The organism is Bernardetia sp. Wsw4-3y2 (genome assembly GCF_037126295.1).
Taxonomy (GTDB): Bacteria; Bacteroidota; Bacteroidia; order Cytophagales; family Bernardetiaceae; genus Bernardetia.
On the sequence record NZ_CP147017.1, the window covers coordinates 2,433,029 to 2,454,150 of the forward strand.

The window sequence follows — 21,122 nt, forward strand, 5'->3', positions numbered from 1 at the left end:
CATTTATTTGAATTATGCTTTAATTGGATTATTACTTTTATAAAAAAGTAAACCCAACGAAAAAATAAATAAAATATGTAAATACCACGCTTGAGTAAGAAGGTCAAGATAATTTATTTGTCCATCGCTCAAACTAATTAAAAGTAAAACCTGTGCTCCATAAGGCAAAAGTCCTTGAACAATACAAGCAAAAATATCTAATAAAGAAGCTGTTATTCTTGGCTCTATTTCATAATTATCATTTAATGATTTGGCTATTTTTCCAGAAATCAAAATAGAAACTGTATTGTTTGCAATACAAAAATTAACGGCACTTACTAAAGTAGCCACTCCAATTAAAGCTGTATGTTGATTTTTGATGAATTTACTGATTTTCTCTAAAATAAACTGTATTCCTCCCCCTTTTTCTACCATTGCAGCTAGTCCACCAGTAAGTAAAGAAAGATAAAATATTTCGCTCATTCCTTCAAAACCTTTGTAGGTTGTTTTACTAAATCCAATTATATCAAAACTATTCAAGTATAATCCCATCAGTCCAGAAAGAACAACACCTAAAAATAAAACAACAAAGACATTCATTCCTACCAAAGATAAAACAATAACTACAACATAAGGAATTATCAAAATCCAAGAAACAGATTTAGAAACAAAAGTGGAAGTCGAATCTATTTCTAAAGAAAATCCATACACAGTCAGAATAATAACTGTTACTAAAGCAGCAGGAAAAGCAACTTTAAAATTAGTTCTCATCTTGTCTTTCATCTCACAACCTAAAGATTGGGTAGCTGCAATAGTTGTATCAGAAATAACAGAAAGATTATCTCCAAACATTGCTCCTGTCAATAAAGCAGCACCCATAATTGAAACAGAAATCCCACTTTGTTCTGCTAGAGCCATCGTAACCGAACCCAATGCTACAATTGCACCCACAGAAGTACCTGCTGACAACGACAAAAAAGCTGCTATCAAAAATATTCCGACAGGATAATAACTCGGAGAAATATAATTGATTCCTAAATTGACGACAGCATCAACACTTCCAGTTGCTTTTGTGATTGTTGAAAATGCACCTGCTAAAAGGTAAATGATACACATGGTCAAGATTTTTTCATCGCCACAACCTCTTAAAAAGGTATCCATGTTTTCCTTGAAAGGAATTCTGAGCAAAACAAAGGCTACAAAAATGCCTAAACAAACAGCAATAGGAGAAGGAAGAGCATAAAAATCATTGAAATAAATTCCTGCGCCTAAAAATGTACCTACAAAAACAAATAAAGGAATAAGTGCAATCCAGTTTGAAGTAGGTATAAAATTTTCAGAAAGAGAATTAGAAGACGTTGAATTTGAAGAATCTAAAAAACGAGGAGTAGAACTTACTTTTTTCATAGAAATTATTGGTTAATTGTAAAAATTATCAATAATCTCTTTTACTCTGTTTTGGTAGAGAAAAAAGCATAAAAAGCAGTCAGATAACCACCTTATTGAATTAGTTAGATTACTAAGGCGTTTTTTTTCCGAAGGTATAAATTTTATAAAAAAAAGTATATCGGCTTATCGATTGCAGCACCTTGCTTACGCATGCAGGTTGCTATCCTTTTCTAAACTCAAGTTGAAGTAAAGAAAAGAGATTCTTGATAATTGAGCTGCAAAGGTAAGAGTTATTTTTAGAAATTAAACAAAGAGAACTCTTAAAAATGATGAAATATTTAATAAGGATAGAATCGCATTTTTTTGATTTAGAAATGTTATTTTTGTTTTATAGAATATTTTACCAAAAATATAAAGAAAGCAGAACCTAATCTTTGAAAAAATGAAAAATATAATCTATATACTTTATTCATTTCTATTGTTTCTCATGTGCTGCAATTCTGAGACAAAAATAGTTGAGCAACATAATGACCAAAATATATTGGATAGTCTAAATAAGGTAAAGAAATTAGACAGTCTAAATTTAGCTACTCAGATGAGTATTGAAGATTATTTAGAAAATATACCACAGAAAAACAGTCAGAACGAAAGCGAACTTGAAGAGTTAGAATTAGGTGATACTTCATTTCAAATTCCAAATAGCAAAAGGTTTGATGTAGATAATGTTCACATAGCTAGAAAATTTTTACTCACAAATAAAGGAAAAGATATTTTTGAAAATAAATTAAACAGAAAAATTCTGTTTATGCCAAAAGAGCATAAAAATGCTCAATTAGTAAACAGTTATAATAATGTTTTGCTACAAACTATCCATAAATCTTTTGATGAACATCGCCCTTTGGTTCTTTCGCCTGATATTATTTGGCTTGCCATTACACAAGGTGCTTCTATTCATATTAATGAAAAGTTTGATTCTTTAGAGAAAGTTATCTTCAAGAAAAATAAACCTAAGAAGTTAGTAATCAGAAATGATAGTTTAGAGTATGACGGAAGACATTGGCAAGACTTAGTTTCTTCTTTATCTAATGAAACTACAAAATATACCAATTCAGATTTTTATTCTTTTTTTGTTCCTAAATTTTCTACAACTACCAAAACTCAAACTACAGCATATCAAGTAACACTACTTAACTCTTATAAAAAAGCCTTTGAATATGTAGGAGAGAGTGGTTGTGGTATTCCATACATTACAATTACAGGTAAAAAAGAAGATTGGGAATTGATTTATTCAAGACTAAAAGAATTAGACAAATTAGGTCTGAAATATTGGCGCATAGAACTAGAACCTATTATTCAAGAATTTATAAATGTCTTTGATGATAAAACAAATATCATTTTTTGGAAAGACATCTATAAAAACATGGAAGGTTATGGAGCTGATTATAGTTCGGGTTGGATTATAAAATTCTTTCCTTACATTCTTTCTTTGGGGGAAACTGTATCTACTGATGAAGAAACGTATATACGAAAAATAGAAAAGATTTTTATAAAAAATAAGTTTTTAGAAGGAAATAATTATCTGCTTTCTACTCTGTCCACAGATGTTTTCCCATCTAGCATAGTAGAAATTGATATAACTTGGAATAATCATTTTAAAAATGAAACACAAAAACTAAAGCTTTATGCAGGTTTTTTTGCTATCAAGCAATATCAAGATAAATCTTTAGAACCTGTAATTTCTTGGGCTTTATGTGAGAAAAAAGCAAGATTTTCTGACCACGAGCTAAAATATTCATATAGAGATGAAAAAATGGTACATTACCCTAATTGGAGTCCGTTTATAGTGGATAGTATGACAAATTCGGCTATCTATAATCATAGGAGATTTAAGAATAGCATTGAAAGTATAGAATTTGTCAAGCAGAAAATTAAAAGTGATTTGGAAGCGAGGTTTAGTAAAACAAATGTTTCAAAAGATACTGTTTCTTTTGTTGTTTTATTAAATGGAAAAGTAGAAAATATAAAATTTACAGGAACGAAAGAAGCCAAAAATCAAATCGAAGAAACATTGAAAAATCTTGATGAAGAATGGTTTCCTGCTATTGTAAAAGCTGGAAGAATGGCTAGAACATCAGAACAAAGAAATTTAAGAGTAAAAGCCAATAGCAAAGTAATTATTCCACTCAATTAAAGTAAAAAATAGATAAATTTGGTTATTGTTTTTTTGAACACACTGGAAAGTTTGCTATACATTTTTTATACATAAGTTGACAACTTTCTAACCATTTCAAAAACTCTGCAATAGTCGTTTTTACTATTTTTATCTAAACAACAATAAAAAGATTCTCTACTGAAGAGAAATTTATAATACTATATATTCCTTTACTTTTGATAAAAGTTGAGTTGATTTATCAAATTTTCCATTGCTGTTTAAAAGATACATTTTTTTGACTTTCTCTGTCAAATCGACAATTTTTTCAATATTCTCATTATATTCGTTTATCATGTTTCGACTTACTCCAATTTGAATGCTACGAATATTTAATTTTGCTCCTCGTAATGTTCGCTCTGGATCCCATTGAACCAAAATTTGAGCATCTTTTATATTTCCTTCCGACTTACTAGCATCTGTATCTACAGCTACTTCAAGACATTTATCCCAAAAATCTCTTTTTAGATGAATTTCTAATATTCTTTCTTGATTGGGTTTGTTTGCCCAGTTACTGCGTTCCATGAGCCATAAAAAAGAAGGTTTTATCCAGGTCATTCTATGAAATGAAAACTCGTTTCCAAACTTTTGTAATTCAATCGCTTGATTAGCAATGTTATCATTGAAGGCTTGATAGACAATGATTGTGTCTTTATCAAAAGTAGCACGAATTGTTTTGTAGTTATTGATATGGCTCATTTTCTGAAGTTTTAGAATAAATTAGTTTTTTATCAAAACTCTAATTCATTGTTTTTAATTCAGAAAATATCAAAAAAATCCTTTATTCAGTCTTAGAAAAGAAAAAATAAAGGATTTTGGATACAATTTTTATTTCTAATTTTCTACATTATGAGTTTGTTTACTTTGTATCAAATCGTGCAAATCGATAGATTCTAATAAATGTTTTCCAGATGGAAAAGAACTTGTAATTTGAGCCAAATAAGCACGAATAAATGAAATTGACATGGGAAGCCCTGAATAATATAAACTTCCTGAAATATAATTTTCTTCAAGATTGCGTTGTGTGAAACGAAAAGTAGTTGTTGTTTCTATTTCATAAAAAATGCCTTGTTCTTTTTCTTCATTATAAGAAAGATGAAATAGAATCTTAAAAATATTTGTATTCTGTTCGGCTTGAAGAATATCAAAATCAATTTTTAGAGATGATTTTTGATTTGATTTTTCTGTTTTAGAGATAAATCCAACTTCTAAATGTGTAACCACAAATTTTTTTAGGCGAAAAGGAGATTTTTTAGCAGTGTACATAATTAGTATTAAATTATAATTCTTTGTTAGGCAGCTATATTTTTAGAGTTATTATCTGCATAGTTTACATTTTTGGGAGGAGACAAAGGAAAAGAGCGAAAAGACAGTTTTGGTTTATTTTTTAGTTCAATTTCCACCGAAATATGGCTATCCAAAATTTGTATAATTTGAGCCAGTTGTTTAAGGTTGATGAGTTTGTCTCCTGTCCAAAGTTGAGATATAAATCCTTTTGAAACGTTCATTCTTTTTGCAAGATCAGATTGAGTCATTTTTACTGCCTCCATACGTTCAATTATTCTTTGAATAAGTAAATGATGTATTTGTGAAGCTGCAAACTCAATTTTTTCAGTCTCGTTTTGAGGACGTAATTTGTCAGTTACTAATTTCCTTAAAAGGTCTTTTTTTTCTTGTGGTGTCATTTTGTTATATAATTTTAGATTTTTCTATTCTTGATTATCTTCATCATTATTATTAAACAAATATATGAACTCATTCATTTGTGTAATTTTACGTTTAGTTTTGGTTGGTATTTTTTGTTCGTCTTTATGTCTCAGAAAAAATAACATCACAATTTTTTTGAATTTAGGTCTGTCATCTTCAAAAAATTCTTTACAATAAATACGAGCATTAAGTTTACCTCCCTTATTACTCTTGAAAATAAATTTCATAGCTGTAATATCTTTAGTAGCATCGTCAATTATCTCTTTTCGATATAGTTTGTCTCTATATGTGCCTGAAAAAATAATGTTAAAAATATTGTTGAGTTTTTTTCTTGCTGCTTCTTCAGTAGTCAAAAAATCAACTATTTTCATCATATTTTCTTCATCAAGATAAAGTTTAATTTCCCATTGTGGACTAATTATTTGCCAATCATCTTCATTAAAAAATAAATCTAATGGAAATTCAATGCAATTTCGTTCGTTTTCTTCCAAGAGTTAAGCTATTAGTAAACTGTAAATCAAATAAAAAAGTTAGACTAATTCAAATTTTTCTTGAAAATAAATTAGCTTATTTCAAATATAGCTATTTTTATTAGATTTTTTGATTTTAGTTAGCAAAAAAAAATCCTTTATTCAGTCTTGGAAAAGAAAAAATAAAGGATTTGATAAAAGAATTCTATTTACAACAACTATTTAACTTGCGCTCCTGTATTGACCATTTTTTCAGGACTTACAAAGACAAGTTTTCCTTTTTCATTTTCGGCTAAAAGAATCATTCCTTGAGAAACTATTCCTCTCATTTTTCGTGGTGCAAGATTGGCAAGCCAACACACTTGTTTTCCAATTATTTCTTCTGGTGAAAAATGTTCTGCAATTCCACTAGCTACAGTTACCTCTTGCTCACCTACTTCCAAAGTGATTTTCAAAAGTTTATCTGCTTTTTTTATTGGTTCTGCATTTTTGATGGTTGCAACACGAATATCAATTTTAGAAAAATCATCAAACTGAATTTCAGGTTGAATTTCTGCAATCGGACTTACTTCAGCATTTTCTTCTTTCTGTTCTTTTAATTCTTGCATTTTTCTAGCCTTATTATCTTCTAATTTTTTGACTTGACTTTCTACCAATTCGTCTTCTATTTTTTCAAAAAGTAGAGTTGCTTTATTTATTTTTCCTTTTATTAAGTCAAGTTTTCCTGCTAAATTCCAAATTGAACCGTTTTCATTTTCTAGTTTTAAGTTCAACATTTGAGCAATTTTATCAGAAGTTTCAGGTAAAAACGGACGCATCAAAATAGATAAATTAGCTGTTAGTTCTGCACTAATTTTCATAATTTGTTCTACTCGTTGTGGTTCTGTTTTTTGAAGTTTCCAAGGCTCTGTTGTGGCAAGATATTTATTTCCAATTCGTGCCAGTTCCATTACTTCATATAATCCTTCTCTAAAATTAAAGCCCTCTAAATTCTGACTTACTTTTTGAGTCTGAATTTTTATCCCTTCTAAAGTTTCTTTATCAAAATCAGTTAGATTTTGTTCAGTTGATAAATCTATACTTGGAACAGTTCCTTCATAATATTTATTTATCAAAACCACAGTACGATTAACAAAATTTCCAAGTGTATCTACAAGTTCATTATTAATTCTCGATTGATAAACTGCCCATGTAAACTCACTGTCTTTTGTTTCTGGAGCAATAGAAGTCAAAACATAACGCAGCTCATCTTTTTTGGTAGGAAATTCTTCTACATATTCATTGAGCCAAACAGCCCATTCTCTTGATGTAGAAATTTTATCGCCTTCCAAATTCAAAAAGTTGTTGGCAGGAACATTTTCAGGTAAAATATAATCACCATGTTCTTTCAGAATGATAGGAAAAATCAGACAGTGAAAAACAATATTATCTTTTCCTATAAAATGAATAAGACGAGAGTTTTCAGATTCGTCTTGTTGCTTTAACCAATATTTCTCCCATTTATTCTCTTCTCCTTGATTTTTTGCCCACTGTTTGGTTGCCGAAACATAACCAATAGGAGCATCAAGCCAAACATAAAGCACTTTTCCTTCTGCGTCTGGAAGAGGAACAGGAATTCCCCAATCTAAATCTCTTGTCATCGAACGCTCGTGCAAACCCTGCTCTATCCAAGACTTACATTGACCATAAACACTTGTACGCCAAAGGTCTTTTTTGTCTTCCAAAATCCATTCTCTAAGCCAAGTATCATAATTTTGTAAAGGCAAAAACCAATGAGAAGTAGATTTCAAGACAGGTTTTTCGCCACTCAATGCTGATTTTGGATTGATTAATTCTGTAGGACTCAATGTAGAACCACATTTTTCACATTGGTCTCCAAAGGCATTATCATTCTGACAATTCGGACATGTTCCTACAATATATCTATCAGCCAAAAACTGCTCAAATTTTTCATCATAAAACTGTTCGTTGGTCTGTTTTGTGAAAACATCCTTTTGGTAAAGAGTCGTAAAAAATTCTTGGGCTGTTTCTTTATGTACTTCAGTCGATGTGCGATGATAAATATCAAATTCTATCCCAAAATCTTTAAATGAGTTTTTGAGAAGAGTATCGTATTTATCAATAATTTCTTTTGGTGTAATTCCTTCTTTTTTGGCTCTAAGCGTAATTGCTGCACCATGTTCATCACTTCCACATACAAAAACAACATCATGATTTTTCATTCGGAGATAACGCACATATGTATCTGCTGGCAAATATGCGCCTGCAATGTGTCCGATATGAAGTCCACCGTTGGCATACGGAAGAGCAGCCGTAACAGTAGTTCGTTTGAAATCTTGTGATGTTTTTATAGAAGTCGACATAGATATATTTTTAGAACTGAAAAATCAGTTTAACAAGTGGCAATTTGAATTACTATAGATTAATCTACAAAAATAGGAAAAATGTAAACCGAATAATATTTTAAGTATAAAAACTTTAAAATTTTTGAGAAAAATATGATTTCATGTACATTAATTTGATGAAAATCAATTTATATAAAACTAAAATATCACTTTTTTTAAAATAAATATAACTATAAAAGGTACTTGTATAACTAAACCATTGTTTTTTGTTTTTTTTTGAAATAAATAAAAATAGCGCATCAATTTTGTCAAATAGATTTTATGCTTACTAAAAGCATACTCTTAATTACTCAAACTTATTTAATTCAGACACTTATGAAAACTATTTTTTCTTTCATGTTTGCGACGATGTTATTTTTCGCTTTGCAATCAAATGCTTCAGCTCAACAATACTTTACTTATGATGGAGGTACATTCTCTGTACTTCTAAAAGCTAATAGTGCAAATACACAAGTAATGGAAGTGAGTTTTTCTGATAAAGGAGAATGGCATAAATTTAATATCATTGATTTTCAAGATTTAGAAAGTACAGGTGAAGGTGGATTTCTCTATACAGTAAAAGATGGAAAAGGCGATAAGTATCATGTAGATTATTACCGTTCTCAAGACTACATTATTGTATATTCTAATGATTATGAAACTCAATGGACGCTTTACAGAAGATAAGTTATTTGTATCAAAAATAAATTTGAAAGCATCTATCACTAATTTGGTAGGTGCTTTTTTGTTTGTATAAAATTATGAAATAGTGTGTTTTTATAGTTTTAAATTTTGATTTATATTTATTTTGAAGAATTTAATTTTAAGAGGGTTTTTTATGAAAAAATTATGTTTTTTTAAATAAATTAAAAAAAAGGACTAAAATAGCACACTGTTTGTAAATAATTTCATGTGCTTAATTTACTAATATTACTACAATCTTAAATTTAAAAAGTATGAAAACTCTTTTTTCTTTCATGTTTGCAGCGACCTTATTTTTCGCTATCCAATCAGAAGCAGCAGCTCAAAAATATTTCACTTATGATGGTGATGTATTTTCTGTACAACTCAAAACTAATAGTGCCAATACTCAAGTAATGGAAGTTTTCTTTTCTAGTAAAGGAGAATGGCATAAATTTGATATTATTGATTTCCATGACTTAGAAGATACTCACGAAGGAGGTTTTCTTTATACAGTGAAAGATGGTAAAGGAGATACGTATGACGTAGATTATTACCGTAATCAAGACTATATTATCGTTTATGCAAGTGACCATAGTACAAGTTGGAAACTTTACAAAAGATAAGAATCTGATTTAAAAATATTCAAAAACACCTATCAATTATCTGATTAGGTGTTTTTTTGTGAAAAATAGTTTAGCAAACGATATATATAGAAACACAGGCATTTACTTTTGCGCAAACTACCATATAGCAAAATGAAATTCAGCAAACTGCTTTAGTAAAAATAATTAAATTTAAACTTTAAAGAATATGAAAAAGTGGTAATGATACAACCATTGAAATTGAATGACTGATTTTTTTAGTAATTTTGTAATTAATCAAAAATTAATATTCATTACTCAAAAACAAATCTATGTTAGTACAAATGCCAACTGGTGGAATGGACATCGCCAATATTTTAATGATTGTCGGTATGGTAGCTGTCTTTTATTTCTTTTTGTTACGTCCACAACAACAACAACGCAAAAAACAAAAAACATTTTTAGAGTCTTTAGCTAGAGAAATGAAAATAGTTACGACAGGTGGTTTACACGGAAAAATAATTGATGTAAGCGAAGCAACTGTAACAGTAGAAATAGACAAAGGAGTTCGTATCAAATTAGATAAAACAGCTATTGCTTACGAGTCTGGAGTAGTTGCTGAAACTAAAAAATAAATATTCAATTACTATTATTAAAAATCAAATGAAAAAAATAAATTTATTTTTCGTCTTTGTTTTGTTTTTTGCTCTTTTATCTGCGTGTAAAAAAGACGATGAAAAAGAACCGACAGCAAAGGAGAATTTAGTTGGTAAAACATGGGTAATAACGGAAGTAGATTCTGATATATCATCTACTTTTGGAACTTTACCTCCAGAACTGACAAACGATTTTAATCCAACAGAAGGTTTAGAGGGACAAACAATTATTTTTAATGAAAATGGAACTTTTCTAGTAGGAGAAGATGATAATCAACAACAAGGAAACTGGACACTTTCAGAAAATGGGCAGACACTTACTTTTAGTGGTTTGGCAGAAGGAGATTTGACAGAATTTGTAGATGCTCAAACACTTGCTAATTTACAAACATTTGAAGTGACTACTCTTAATAACTCAAAACTAGCTATTCAAAATAATACAAATGTTGCTCTCCCTGAAGAGATAACAGAACAAATAACAGGGTTTCCAATTCCGATAACCCTGATTGTAAAACTGAATATTACTTTTGATAAACAATAAGTTTTATAAAAAATTATAAACAAAATTAGTTGACAAAAGGCTTTAAAAATCATAAAGACAAACTTTCAAGTTATATTGAAAATTTGTATTTTTGTCTGATTATCAAGAATATAAGAATCAAAATTTAATTCAAAAAAATAAAAAATATATGGCATTAGTAGCAGATACTCCACAAGTTCTAGGTTTCGAACTTACTGAAGAACAAGCAGAAGTACAAAAAGCAGCAAGAGATTTTGCACAAACTCAGCTTTGGGATGGCGTTATTGAACGTGATAACGAACAAAAATTTCCTACTGAACAAGTCAAACAAATGGGTGAACTTGGTTTTATGGGAATGATGGTAAGTCCAGAGTATGGAGGAAGTGGAATGGATACTGTTTCTTATATTTTGGCTATTGAAGAAATTTCAAAAGTAGATGCTTCGGCTTCTGTTTGTATGTCTGTAAACAACTCACTTGTTTGTTGGGCATTGGAAAAATACGGAACAGAAGAGCAAAAACAAAAATTCTTAAAGCCACTTGCATCAGGAGAGAAAATCGGAGCTTTCTGTCTTTCTGAACCAGAAGCAGGTAGTGATGCTACTTCACAGCGCACAACAGCAGAAGATAAAGGTGACCATTATTTGTTAAATGGAACAAAAAACTGGATTACGAATGGTAAAACAGCTTCTATTTATTTAGTAATGGCTCAAACTGATGTAGATAAAAAACACAAAGGAATTAACTGTGTAATTGTTGAGCGTGGGATGGACGGTTTTGTAGTTGGTAAAAAAGAAGACAAAATGGGAATTCGTGGTTCTGATACACATTCTTTGATGTTTACAGATGTAAAAATTCCTAAAGAAAATCGTTTAGGTTCTGACGGACAAGGTTTCAATATTGCTATGGCTACTTTGAATGGTGGACGTATTGGCATTGCTGCACAAGCTGTAGGAATTGCTGGTGGTGCTTTAGAATTAGCCTTGAAATACTCAAAAGAAAGAAAAACATTTGGTAAAGAAATCCACAAACACCAAGCAATTGCTTTTAAATTAGCTGATATGGCTACAAAAGTAGAGGCTGCTCGTTTGCTTTGTTTAAAGGCTGCACAAATAAAAGATGCAGGTGGAGATTATTCTCTTTCTGGTGCAATGGCAAAATTATACGCTTCCAAAATTGCTATGGAAGTAACTTCTGATGCTATTCAGATTCACGGTGGATATGGTTATGTAAAAGAATACCACGTAGAAAGAATGCTTCGTGATGCAAAAATTACAGAAATCTATGAAGGAACTACTGAAATTCAGAAAATTGTAATTTCAAGACATATTTTGAAAGACTAATTTCAAACCCTTGTTGATGGCTACATTTGAGCCTCAACGACGGTTCTGTATTTCATATAAAACAAGAAAACAGATATATAAAATTATGTATCTGTTTTTTTTATAGTTTACGCTTATATAAAACTATGAAAAAGATTAAAAAATATCTCAAAAAAATAATGCTCATTTCTTTTCTTCTCATTTTGGGAGTAATAGGAAGTATAATTATAGCTGATTATCTGGTTGTTTCCAAAACAGAAAGTAGCCTTTTTGAAAATGTAACAATGATTCCCACACGAAAAGTAGGTGTTGTTTTGGGAACAAGAAAAATTTTACCAAATGGATATATAAACAATTATTTCAAGTATAGAATTGAAGCAACAGTTTCACTTTATAGGTCTGGCAAGATAAAATATATTATTGTGAGTGGCGATAATAGTACAAAGGAGTACAACGAACCTGAAGACATGAAAAATGCCCTGATTGCAAAAGGAATTCCAAAGGATAGAATTTTTATGGATTTTGCAGGTTTCCGAACGTTAGATTCTGTTGTAAGGGCGAGAGAAATTTTTGGACAAAGTTCATTTACTGTTATTTCTCAAAAATTCCATAATCAAAGAGCTATTTATTTGGCACATTTGGAGGGAATGGAAGTTATTGGTTTCAATGCAAAAGATGTAAATATAAAGTACGGAATCAAAACACAAATTAGAGAAAAACTTGCTCGTGTGAAAGTATTTGTAGATTATCTAACAGGAAAAGAACCCAAATTTTTAGGCAAAAAAATAATTATTCCATAAAACAGGCTATTTCAAAACATTTTTTACTACTTTTACGTAATACATACCAAACAGTCGGTTTATTTATTTCAAATAGAAAATTAATGAACATACAAACAGCAATAGAAAAGGTAAAATCAAATCCAAAAGTCATTTTCTTGATTGATGGAATAGGAGCTTTAGTTACTTCTTTTTCCTTATTTGGAATAGGTTTTTGGTTGAGTGATTATTTCGGAATGCCTAAAAATATTCTTTACATTTTATCAATTATTGTTGCATTTTATGCTTTTTATTCTCTTTCTTGTTACTTTTTCTTATTTGATAAGTTAGGAAAAACGGACAAAAACTGGCAATCATTTTTGAAAGTCATCATTACAGCAAATATTTTATATTGTACTGTGATGCCATTTTTAATGCTGTTTCACTATGAAGACTTGACTGTTTTAGGAATAAGTTATTTTATCTTTGAGATACTTGTAATATTAATTTTGGTGTTTTTTGAAATAAAAGTGGCTTCTAAATAAAAATTCTCAACGACGTTTTCAAGCTCGTTTATAGTTAAATTAACAGGAATATTATGAGTAGCTTTTCAATCAAAATTATTTCCCAAAATTGGATTTCGGACACTAATAACGAAATGGATTTATGCAGTCATGGTCAATTTGAACTAAAAATTGGAAATGAGAAAATTTTAACAAAAGATGATGATTTAGAGTGGACAATCAGTACATCAACATTAAATTTGTTAAGGTGTATAGAATCAAATCATTTAATGAAAGAAAACTTTGATTTAATATTGCACTGTGGAGAATTAGGAATGGTAAGTTGTCCAATTGGGATTTACTTAGACTTAATTCATGATAAGGATGAGATAATCATAGAAAATATTGTGAAACAATATGGAACATCTGAAAATTCAATAATTAAATATTCAGGTTTAAAAACTAGAATTCCAAAAAAAGAATTTGCTGTTATTATACTAAAAATTGCAGAAGAAGTGCTTAGTTTTTTTGAAAAGCAACCCAAAAGAAAATTCTTTGATGAATCAGACAAAGTTTTGTGGCAGAATTTCTGGATAGAATTTAATAATCTTTATGAAGATGGAAAAAATAAATACTGTTGTTAAACTATACCAATAAATCTATGACAAAAAATTCTACAAAAGAGGCTATTTTAGCTATTTCATTTCGTGTCTTTTTAGAAAAAGGGTACAAAAATGCTACACTTACCGAACTTGTAAAGGCTTCTAAAGTATCAAAAGGAGCATTTTATCATTATTTTAAAAGTAAAGAAGAATTATTTGATGCAGCTATTGATAAATACTTTTTTGCACTTGCTTCACCTGTTATTGATTTTGAACCTTCTGAAAATCAAACTTTTTTAGAGAATATTCAAAATTATTTAACTCAAAAACAACAAGTTGTAAGAAAAGTAGCAGAAGAACTATCTCTTACTTTCAATGCTAATTATTTGAATGTTCTTTTGGAAGCAATGCAGCTTTTTGAACATCATAAAAAACGTTCTCTAGCTCTTTTGGATAAAGAATTAATCATCTATCAAAAAATAATACAGATTGCTCAATCAAAAAATGAAGTCAAGCCAAATTTAGATGCTGTTTTACTTTCCAAACAATTCTATTTTATGCTTGATGGATTCGAACTTCATACACTTATTTTATCCGATTTGAATGCCAAAAGTTATGCAGAAGTAAATCAACTTTTTGAGCAGTTTTATCAATTAATTAAAGTTTGATAATCTAACAGCTAACCGTCGTTGAGGCGTTGCCGTCAACGAGGTTTTTATTTTTAAGTTTTACCTACCGACTGTTCGGTTTAAATTTATACAAACAATGATTATAGTTCAAAACCTTACTTATTCTTATCCTAAAGCTGAAAAACCGACTGTAAAAGAGGTTAGTTTTGAAGTAGTGGAAGGCGAAATTTTTGGTTTTCTAGGACCAAGTGGTGCAGGAAAAAGCACTACTCAAAAAATTCTGACCAAACTATTAAAAAATTATGAAGGAAATATTTTTATAAAAACTCAAAGTCAAACTTACAATCCAGATAAGGAGCTTAGAGAATGGAAAAACGAGTATTACAATCAAATAGGTGTTGGTTTTGAACTTCCTAATCACTACTCAAAACTTTCAGCTTTAGAGAACTTACAATTTTTTGCTTCATTTTATGAACTTGATAAACAAAATATCAATCAAAAATTAATGCAGCTTTTAGAAAGTGTTGGACTAGGAAAAGATGCAAAAAAGAAAGTTCAAGACTTTTCGAAGGGAATGAAAATGCGACTCAATTTTGTGCGTGCGTTGATTCACAATCCACCTATTTTGTTTTTAGATGAGCCTACTTCTGGACTTGACCCTGTCAATGGAAAAATTATAAAAGATATTATCTTAAATCTAAAAAAAGAAGGCAAAACGATTATTCTCACAACACATCACATGAACGATGCTGAGCAACTTTGTGATAGAGTGGCATTTATGGTAGATGGAAAAATTCCACTTATAGATTCTCCAAAAAACTTGAAGGAAAAATATGGAAAACGGATATTAAAAGTAGAATATTCTCAAAATGACAAATCAGAAAGACAAAATGAGCTTTTTGAGTTAGAAAACCTAGGACAAAATGAAGGATTTCAAAAGCTAATTCAGCAAAATTATATTCAATCAATGCACTCTCAAGAGGCTACTTTGGAAGATATTTTTATTGAAGTTACAGGCAAAAAACTGATTTAAAATTGTGTAAGCAAATTAAAGACAGACTGAAAGGCTGTCATACTATTATGAAAAAAATACTCAAAATAACACTGTGGAAACTGATTTTACAAGCTCGTCAGCATATACTTACTGTCATGGGAATTATTACACTTATTTATAGTTTGATTTTTGTTTTTTTTGATGAATTTCCTACTAAATTTATCATTTTACTTATCAGCACTGATCCTACGATGTTAGGGTTTTTATTTATTGGTGTTTTGATACTTTTTGAAAAAGGCTCAAAAACTATAGAAGCTGTAGTAATTACACCTATTAAAAAGTCAGAATATTTACTGGCTAAAATTATTTCTCTTACAGGAATTGCACTTTTGTCTAGTTTGATAATGGCTTTTACAAGTCAAAAAGAATTTAACTTTTTTATTTTGAGTTTGGCTGTTTTACTTTCTTCAGCTCAATTTCTTTTGATTGGTTTTTTGGGAGTTGTTCGTATCAAAACGATTAATCAATATTTATTTACGTTTCCATTTTTGATTTCGCCTTTGATGTTGCCACTCTTAAATTTTTTTGAAATTACTGATTCAATTTTTCTTTATATTTTTCCATTTCAAGCCTGTTTATTACTTTTTCAAGCTGCTTTTGAGTGTATTTTGTTTTGGCAATGGATTTATGCCCTTATTTATTTGCCATTTAGTACGATTGGTTTTTACTTACTTGCTCTAAAATTTTATGATAAATATTTGATTCAGAATTGAGAAAATTATCAAAATAATAAACTATGAAACCCATTACTTTTCTTCATTTATTGAAAAACGATGTAATCAATATTTTAAGAGATAAAACTCTTTTGATGATGCTTGTTTTGCCACTTTTAATGATTTTTGGTTTGAAAGCTAGTTTGTCTGCTCTAAATGAATTACTTCCTTTGCTTCCAAATTATTATTCTCTTTTACTGGCTATTTTAGCTACCACATCAGCCCTATTGGGAGGTTATATTATTGCCTTTGTGATGCTTGATGAAAAAGATGAAAATGTTTTTACAGTAATTCGTGTGATGCCCTTTTCTATATCTTTATTTATGGCTTATCGCCTTTTATTGGCTGGTTTTTGGGCATTTTGTTTTGCTTTCTTGACTTTCCTAGTTTTAGATATTCAGAATTATTCTTTATCAGAAAAGCTGCTTTATAGTATTTTTTGCTCTCAAACATCTCTTGTTGCTCTGCTTTTTATAGTTACGTTTGCAAACAATAAAATTGAAGGAATTACTTTTATTAAGGCGATAAATTTTTTCTCTGTTCTTCCTGCTTTAGCTTTTTTTATTGATTCTTCATGGAAACATATTTTCAGTGTTTTTCCTTTTTACTGGACATATAGAGCAATACAAGAGCCTAATTTTTTATGGATTTTAATTTCTATTTTTAGTCATTTTATAATTTTCTTGGTGGGATATTATTTGTTTTTGAGAAAAATAGAGTAGATTTAATTTTGCTTACAAAATCAAAAAGGTAGTAATCTGAATTAGATAAACTAATCCAGATTACTACCTAAATAAATTTGTTTTGTCTTTATTTTTCTAAATTTATTTCATTCTTTTGAAGCTATATGACATATTGTAAGCTAAATCATAAGCTCTTTGATTGTCTTTCTTCCACCAAATTATAGCATAAAAATTAGTGTCACTTTCTGGGTCTATAAAGCCAATAACCCAAAAAAGCCAAGTTGGGTGTCTTGCTGTCGAACAACGAATCCAATATCCATCATATCCACCACTTTTATATGCACCCTCTGAAATAGCACGATAACCTTTTTCATTGGCAATCTTTTGAACCATACCTTTAGAGGTTGCCGAATAATCTTTGAAAGGATACATTTCTAACCAAGTCAGATTGTCGCCTGATTCGAAAGCTGTTCCACTACTTTGTTTGATTTCATGTGTACTTGGAATAGAAAACTGAACCCCATAACTATCCCAGTTGTAGAGTGTTGTTTGAGCTTCTACTTGATGAATTGAAAAACTAAAAAGTAGTACAAATAGAAAAGAACTAATGATTGATATAGAAATGAATTTTTGCATAGTAGTAGTTTTTGATAAGTGTATAAGTAATTTAATGAAGACAATTACACACTTTAAGCCATTATCAATTTTTAATTAAAAAAAGTTAAGATAATACTATAAAAACTTTATACAATCCTATTAAATATACAAAATAACTTGCTGATTATTAATTGTTTAGTGATTAAAGTTCAGAAGAATTCTTAATCAAACGAAGGCTACACCAAGGAGTTTCTTCTGTTTGTTTTGTGACAAGCCAACCAAACTCTTCTGCTCGTTGCTGGATGTCTTTTATATCGTTGTTATGAAAACCACTCAAAACTAATGTTCCTGTTTCTTCTAAAAGCTCTGAATACAAAGGCATCTCTTCCAAAAGAACATTTTTATTAATATTGGCAAGTAATATATCAAATTTCTTTCCTTGAAATACTTTTGCAGTTCCATGCCTAGAATCTATTTTTAGATTATTTCTTTCTGCGTTTTCTAAGGAGTTTTCTACTGACCAATCTTCTACATCACAAGCATACACTTCTTTTGCTCCTAATTTAGCTGCCATAATCGCTAAAATTCCTGTTCCTGAGCCTGCATCTAACACAACTTTATCTTTATGATTTATTTCAAATTGATGACCTAACATCAAACGTGTTGTTTGGTGGTGTCCTGTTCCGAAAGACATTTTTGGAGTAACAATTATTTCGTGTTCAAAATCAGGTTCTGCTTCGTGAAAATCAGCTCTTATGATACATTTTTTTTCTTGTTTACCTTTAGAATCATCATATTCTAAACGAATTGGCTGAAAATTTTCTTCCCATTTCTTATTCCAATTTTGTTTTTCTTCTTTTTCAATAGAGTAAGTAAGCAGGTTTTGAGATTCATAATTTTTTAAAATTTCTCTTACAGCATTTCCATCATAGTTTTCTTCTGCAACGGAAGTAATCCAAACTGTTTTTTTATTTGGATTAAGAACAGCATTTTCAGAATACATACTTTCTTCTTCCATAATGGCATCAAACCCCAACTCTGCAAGCTCATAATAGGCTATTTCTGCAATACTTTCTATGGTTTTTATACGAACGACAACAAACATATTTTTATTTTTTGTTTGTTGGTGTCGCTGTGCTAAAACACCAACAAAGGCGTGAAATTTATTGAAAAATAAATACCGTCATCGATAAAATAAATTATCAATAACGGTATTTCAGTATATTTTATAGTACAAAGAACGGATTATTTTCAGTATAAAACCAATTATAAATATATTAAACTCGGTTCATTTTTGCTTCCATAGATTGCTGTGTGTGAGGAACAGCACGCAAACGTTCTTTTGAGATAAGTTTGCCCGTATCTTTACAAACTCCATACGTTCCATTTTTGATTCTGAAAAGTGCACGTTCTAGGTCTGCAATAAATTTTTGTGCTCTAGCAGCTAATTGATTGAGTTGTTCTTTTTCCATTGAACTTGCTCCATCTTCTAAATTTCCTGCACTAGTTCTATTTTCAGCTGCATCTTCTCTCATGATAGACTTTTTTAGATACTCTAATTCATCTTTAGATTTAGCTAATTTTGAATTAAGAATAGCTTCAAATTCTTTGAGTTCCTCAGCAGAATAGCGTAACATTTGGTTATTTTCCATAATAAATAATATGTTTTAGTGATGTGTAAATTTTTGCATGTACTTTTTTACGAACACAAAGGTAATTGATTTATTTCAATCAATCCAATAAAATAATGCTATTTATTCAAAAAAGCATATTAAATTTGGATGTTGTCTTAATGAACGGACTATTATTTTACGATAATAGAATAATTAATAATCTATTCTATAGAGCGATAGGAAATCTATATTTTTGCTTTAAATAATTGATTTTCAATTGTTTAGTCTGTTTTTAGACTTTGGTGTTTCCCTTTGTGTTATTGGTTATTGTGTAACTAATTATATAGTTTTTACGAAAAATTTAACATAAAGTTGCCTTAATATTGCTATTTAAATTTTCTTTTTCTTGAAAGATTGGCTATGTATAAACCTTAAATTCAGAAAAAATGATACAGCTTAGTTTAATGATGCTAAAAAGTATGAAGAATCAATTAAGTTATTTGGTTGTTGGTGTCGCTTCGCTAAAATACTAACAACGGCATTCAAAATGATACAGCTTAGTTATGCTAAAAAACATAAAGAATCAATTTTTTAAATGCTATCTACAAACTCTTTAAAATCTGCAAAAGCATTTTCATATTCTTGTCTTTCAAAAATATAAGGTCTGTGATAGTTTATAGGTATTTCCCATCTAACACTTTCTTTCTCTTTTATAATTTGCATAGAACAATAACCACATTCTCTGTCAGCACAAACACAACAGCAATAAAATGTAATATCTTCATTTTCTGCTTTTAGTGTATTTTGTATAATGTTTTCAAACTCTTCTTCAGAAATATTTTTTCTAGAGTATAGAGCTGCTACATCTTTATATGCTATATTCTCTCCTAGTATTTGTTTGAGAGCAAATTTTTGGAAAGGAAGATTAATTTTATCCTTTATATTTTCTCCTTGTTCTAATTTTGAATTATTAAAGGCAAAAGTAAGGAGGTTGTAATTAGAAGTAGGTTGATCTAACCTATAATGATAGGAGTAAATATTGAGATATTGTGTAAAATCATTCCCATTTATAATGTAATTTGCTGTGATATATTTATCTCTCCTTTGTAGCAGATTAAAGAATTCTTCAAAGCTCTCTATTTCTTCTTTATATCTCAAAAAATGCCAATAATCACTTCCGTCTTTGCTTCGTTTTCTTTTTGTGGAAATACTCCATTTGAGTTCAAACTTATCGTAGCCACTAGTTTTACTCATACTATCAAGTAATTTCAATTGACTAATATCTAATTTTTACTTTTTAATAGACTCTATAAGCTCAGTTTCTATATCCCAATCTTTGGCTAGTTTTATCATTGCCATGGCTTCCATTTCAGAAATATATCCTTTTGTCATGTTGGCATTCCAAACTTTTGAAAGATATTCTAATCGCTTTGGTTTTTCCAATTCTAACATTGTAGGTTGCAACTCTCCTCTAGCACGTTCGAAGGCGTTGTAATAATCTTCACCAATAAACTCATTTGCCCACGCTAGTTCTTGATGAGCATTGAGCGCATCTGCTGTTTCCTGCAAAATTTTCTTTTCTTCTTCATCAAGTCCGTGATAATGAAAAATCACGCATTTGAGTAAGATATATGCTTTTTTTTCTTGGCTTGTCATGGGAGTTTAGGGAAAATTGCCCTTTATAAACAATGTAACTTAAAAATCTTAATGAATAGAATAAATTCTAACATTTCAAAAATACAAAAAAAGATGTAACTCTCAATATTCTCAACTATAAATAATGAGAAATAGCAAGAAATTTCGATAAATCAATAACTAAAAGTCATTAGTATTTCTATTTATTATACCTTCATTCAGAGTTTTTATCTTCTGCTTTCATTTGTTGATAGGATTTCCAACATAGAAAAGCATTAAATGCGCCAGCAAGTAAAAGTCCTTGCCAATAATCATTTGAAGGTTTAAAGAATAAATATCCCAAACCTAAAGCAATGAGAGCATTGGCAGCAATAAAAGTGAGATAATAGGTTATCTTCATAATTTTTTGATTCTGAGAATCATTTTGTACAATTA

The 21,122-nt window shown here is 29.6% G+C and carries 25 protein-coding genes; 13 read left to right on the plus strand and 12 right to left on the minus strand.

The annotated features are described in order from the left end of the window. Positions 1–12 precede the first annotated feature (12 nt). Complete coding sequence (locus tag V9L05_RS09850; protein ID WP_338815341.1) at positions 13–1,386, minus strand: Na+/H+ antiporter NhaC family protein; 1,374 nt, start codon at positions 1,384–1,386, stop codon at positions 13–15. Positions 1,387–1,810: 424 nt separating this feature from the next. On the opposite strand from V9L05_RS09850, the gene V9L05_RS09855 reads away from it, so the two are divergent. After that, the gene (locus V9L05_RS09855) at positions 1,811–3,559 is read left to right on the plus strand and encodes a DUF4419 domain-containing protein (RefSeq protein WP_338815342.1); all 1,749 of its coding nucleotides are present in this window, start codon (positions 1,811–1,813) and stop codon (positions 3,557–3,559) included. Between the two features lie 171 nt (positions 3,560–3,730). Here V9L05_RS09855 and V9L05_RS09860 read toward each other — a convergent pair whose 3' ends face one another. The 5 genes from V9L05_RS09860 to metG all read right to left on the minus strand — a co-directional run bounded on the left by V9L05_RS09860 (position 3,731) and on the right by metG (position 8,117). Further along, positions 3,731–4,276, minus strand: a complete 546-nt coding sequence (locus tag V9L05_RS09860; RefSeq protein ID WP_338815343.1) for a DUF4291 domain-containing protein — start codon at positions 4,274–4,276, stop codon at positions 3,731–3,733. Between the two features lie 135 nt (positions 4,277–4,411). Next, positions 4,412–4,843, minus strand: coding sequence for a hypothetical protein (locus tag V9L05_RS09865; RefSeq protein ID WP_338815344.1), 432 nt, complete (start codon positions 4,841–4,843; stop codon positions 4,412–4,414). 26 nt (positions 4,844–4,869) lie between these two features. Next, the gene (locus V9L05_RS09870; protein ID WP_338815345.1) at positions 4,870–5,262 is read right to left on the minus strand and encodes a helix-turn-helix domain-containing protein; all 393 of its coding nucleotides are present in this window, start codon (positions 5,260–5,262) and stop codon (positions 4,870–4,872) included. A gap of 24 nt (positions 5,263–5,286) precedes the next feature. Continuing rightward, positions 5,287–5,775, minus strand: coding sequence for a hypothetical protein (locus tag V9L05_RS09875; protein WP_338815346.1), 489 nt, complete (start codon positions 5,773–5,775; stop codon positions 5,287–5,289). Positions 5,776–5,972: 197 nt separating this feature from the next. After that, on the minus strand, positions 5,973–8,117 hold the full coding sequence (gene metG / locus V9L05_RS09880) for a methionine--tRNA ligase (protein ID WP_338815347.1): 2,145 nt from the start codon (positions 8,115–8,117) through the stop codon (positions 5,973–5,975). Between the two features lie 357 nt (positions 8,118–8,474). Between metG and V9L05_RS09885 the strand changes: the two genes are divergently transcribed. The 12 genes from V9L05_RS09885 to V9L05_RS09940 all read left to right on the plus strand — a co-directional run bounded on the left by V9L05_RS09885 (position 8,475) and on the right by V9L05_RS09940 (position 16,881). Beyond that, complete coding sequence (locus V9L05_RS09885; protein ID WP_338815348.1) at positions 8,475–8,825, plus strand: hypothetical protein; 351 nt, start codon at positions 8,475–8,477, stop codon at positions 8,823–8,825. A 269-nt stretch (positions 8,826–9,094) separates the two neighbouring features. After that, the gene (locus V9L05_RS09890) at positions 9,095–9,445 is read left to right on the plus strand and encodes a hypothetical protein (RefSeq protein WP_338793409.1); all 351 of its coding nucleotides are present in this window, start codon (positions 9,095–9,097) and stop codon (positions 9,443–9,445) included. Positions 9,446–9,735: 290 nt separating this feature from the next. Then, positions 9,736–10,038, plus strand: a complete 303-nt coding sequence (gene yajC / locus V9L05_RS09895; protein WP_338793408.1) for a preprotein translocase subunit YajC — start codon at positions 9,736–9,738, stop codon at positions 10,036–10,038. A 28-nt stretch (positions 10,039–10,066) separates the two neighbouring features. Beyond that, complete coding sequence (locus V9L05_RS09900) at positions 10,067–10,600, plus strand: hypothetical protein (protein WP_338793407.1); 534 nt, start codon at positions 10,067–10,069, stop codon at positions 10,598–10,600. Positions 10,601–10,748: 148 nt separating this feature from the next. Then, on the plus strand, positions 10,749–11,921 hold the full coding sequence (locus tag V9L05_RS09905) for an acyl-CoA dehydrogenase (RefSeq protein WP_338793406.1): 1,173 nt from the start codon (positions 10,749–10,751) through the stop codon (positions 11,919–11,921). Between the two features lie 125 nt (positions 11,922–12,046). Beyond that, a complete protein-coding gene (locus V9L05_RS09910; protein ID WP_338815349.1) occupies positions 12,047–12,700 on the plus strand; it encodes an ElyC/SanA/YdcF family protein in 654 nt (217 codons plus the stop codon). Between the two features lie 83 nt (positions 12,701–12,783). After that, entirely contained in the window at positions 12,784–13,203 is a 420-nt protein-coding gene (locus V9L05_RS09915; protein WP_338815350.1) for a hypothetical protein, read from the plus strand. Between the two features lie 53 nt (positions 13,204–13,256). Beyond that, positions 13,257–13,805 carry a hypothetical protein gene (locus tag V9L05_RS09920; protein ID WP_338815351.1) on the plus strand — a complete coding sequence of 183 codons (549 nt, stop codon included), beginning with the start codon at positions 13,257–13,259 and terminating at the stop codon, positions 13,803–13,805. Between the two features lie 17 nt (positions 13,806–13,822). Then, on the plus strand, positions 13,823–14,431 hold the full coding sequence (locus V9L05_RS09925) for a TetR/AcrR family transcriptional regulator (RefSeq protein WP_338815352.1): 609 nt from the start codon (positions 13,823–13,825) through the stop codon (positions 14,429–14,431). Positions 14,432–14,528: 97 nt separating this feature from the next. Beyond that, positions 14,529–15,425 carry an ABC transporter ATP-binding protein gene (locus tag V9L05_RS09930; RefSeq protein ID WP_338815353.1) on the plus strand — a complete coding sequence of 299 codons (897 nt, stop codon included), beginning with the start codon at positions 14,529–14,531 and terminating at the stop codon, positions 15,423–15,425. Between the two features lie 47 nt (positions 15,426–15,472). Beyond that, positions 15,473–16,159: a hypothetical protein gene (locus tag V9L05_RS09935; RefSeq protein WP_338815354.1), complete on the plus strand. Its 687-nt coding sequence runs from the start codon at positions 15,473–15,475 to the stop codon at positions 16,157–16,159. A 23-nt stretch (positions 16,160–16,182) separates the two neighbouring features. Next, positions 16,183–16,881 carry a hypothetical protein gene (locus V9L05_RS09940; protein ID WP_338815355.1) on the plus strand — a complete coding sequence of 233 codons (699 nt, stop codon included), beginning with the start codon at positions 16,183–16,185 and terminating at the stop codon, positions 16,879–16,881. A 102-nt stretch (positions 16,882–16,983) separates the two neighbouring features. On the opposite strand, the gene V9L05_RS09945 is transcribed toward V9L05_RS09940, so the two are convergent. The 6 genes from V9L05_RS09945 to V9L05_RS09970 all read right to left on the minus strand — a co-directional run bounded on the left by V9L05_RS09945 (position 16,984) and on the right by V9L05_RS09970 (position 21,087). Further along, positions 16,984–17,478: a hypothetical protein gene (locus tag V9L05_RS09945; protein ID WP_338793399.1), complete on the minus strand. Its 495-nt coding sequence runs from the start codon at positions 17,476–17,478 to the stop codon at positions 16,984–16,986. A gap of 163 nt (positions 17,479–17,641) precedes the next feature. Continuing rightward, positions 17,642–18,544, minus strand: coding sequence for a 50S ribosomal protein L11 methyltransferase (gene prmA, locus V9L05_RS09950; RefSeq protein WP_338815356.1), 903 nt, complete (start codon positions 18,542–18,544; stop codon positions 17,642–17,644). A 172-nt stretch (positions 18,545–18,716) separates the two neighbouring features. Then, complete coding sequence (locus V9L05_RS09955; RefSeq protein WP_338793397.1) at positions 18,717–19,091, minus strand: TraR/DksA C4-type zinc finger protein; 375 nt, start codon at positions 19,089–19,091, stop codon at positions 18,717–18,719. Between the two features lie 552 nt (positions 19,092–19,643). Then, on the minus strand, positions 19,644–20,306 hold the full coding sequence (locus V9L05_RS09960; protein WP_338815357.1) for a hypothetical protein: 663 nt from the start codon (positions 20,304–20,306) through the stop codon (positions 19,644–19,646). 36 nt (positions 20,307–20,342) lie between these two features. Next, positions 20,343–20,708, minus strand: a complete 366-nt coding sequence (locus V9L05_RS09965) for a hypothetical protein (protein ID WP_338793395.1) — start codon at positions 20,706–20,708, stop codon at positions 20,343–20,345. 193 nt (positions 20,709–20,901) lie between these two features. Further along, positions 20,902–21,087 carry a hypothetical protein gene (locus tag V9L05_RS09970; protein WP_338793394.1) on the minus strand — a complete coding sequence of 62 codons (186 nt, stop codon included), beginning with the start codon at positions 21,085–21,087 and terminating at the stop codon, positions 20,902–20,904. Positions 21,088–21,122: the final 35 nt, after the last annotated feature.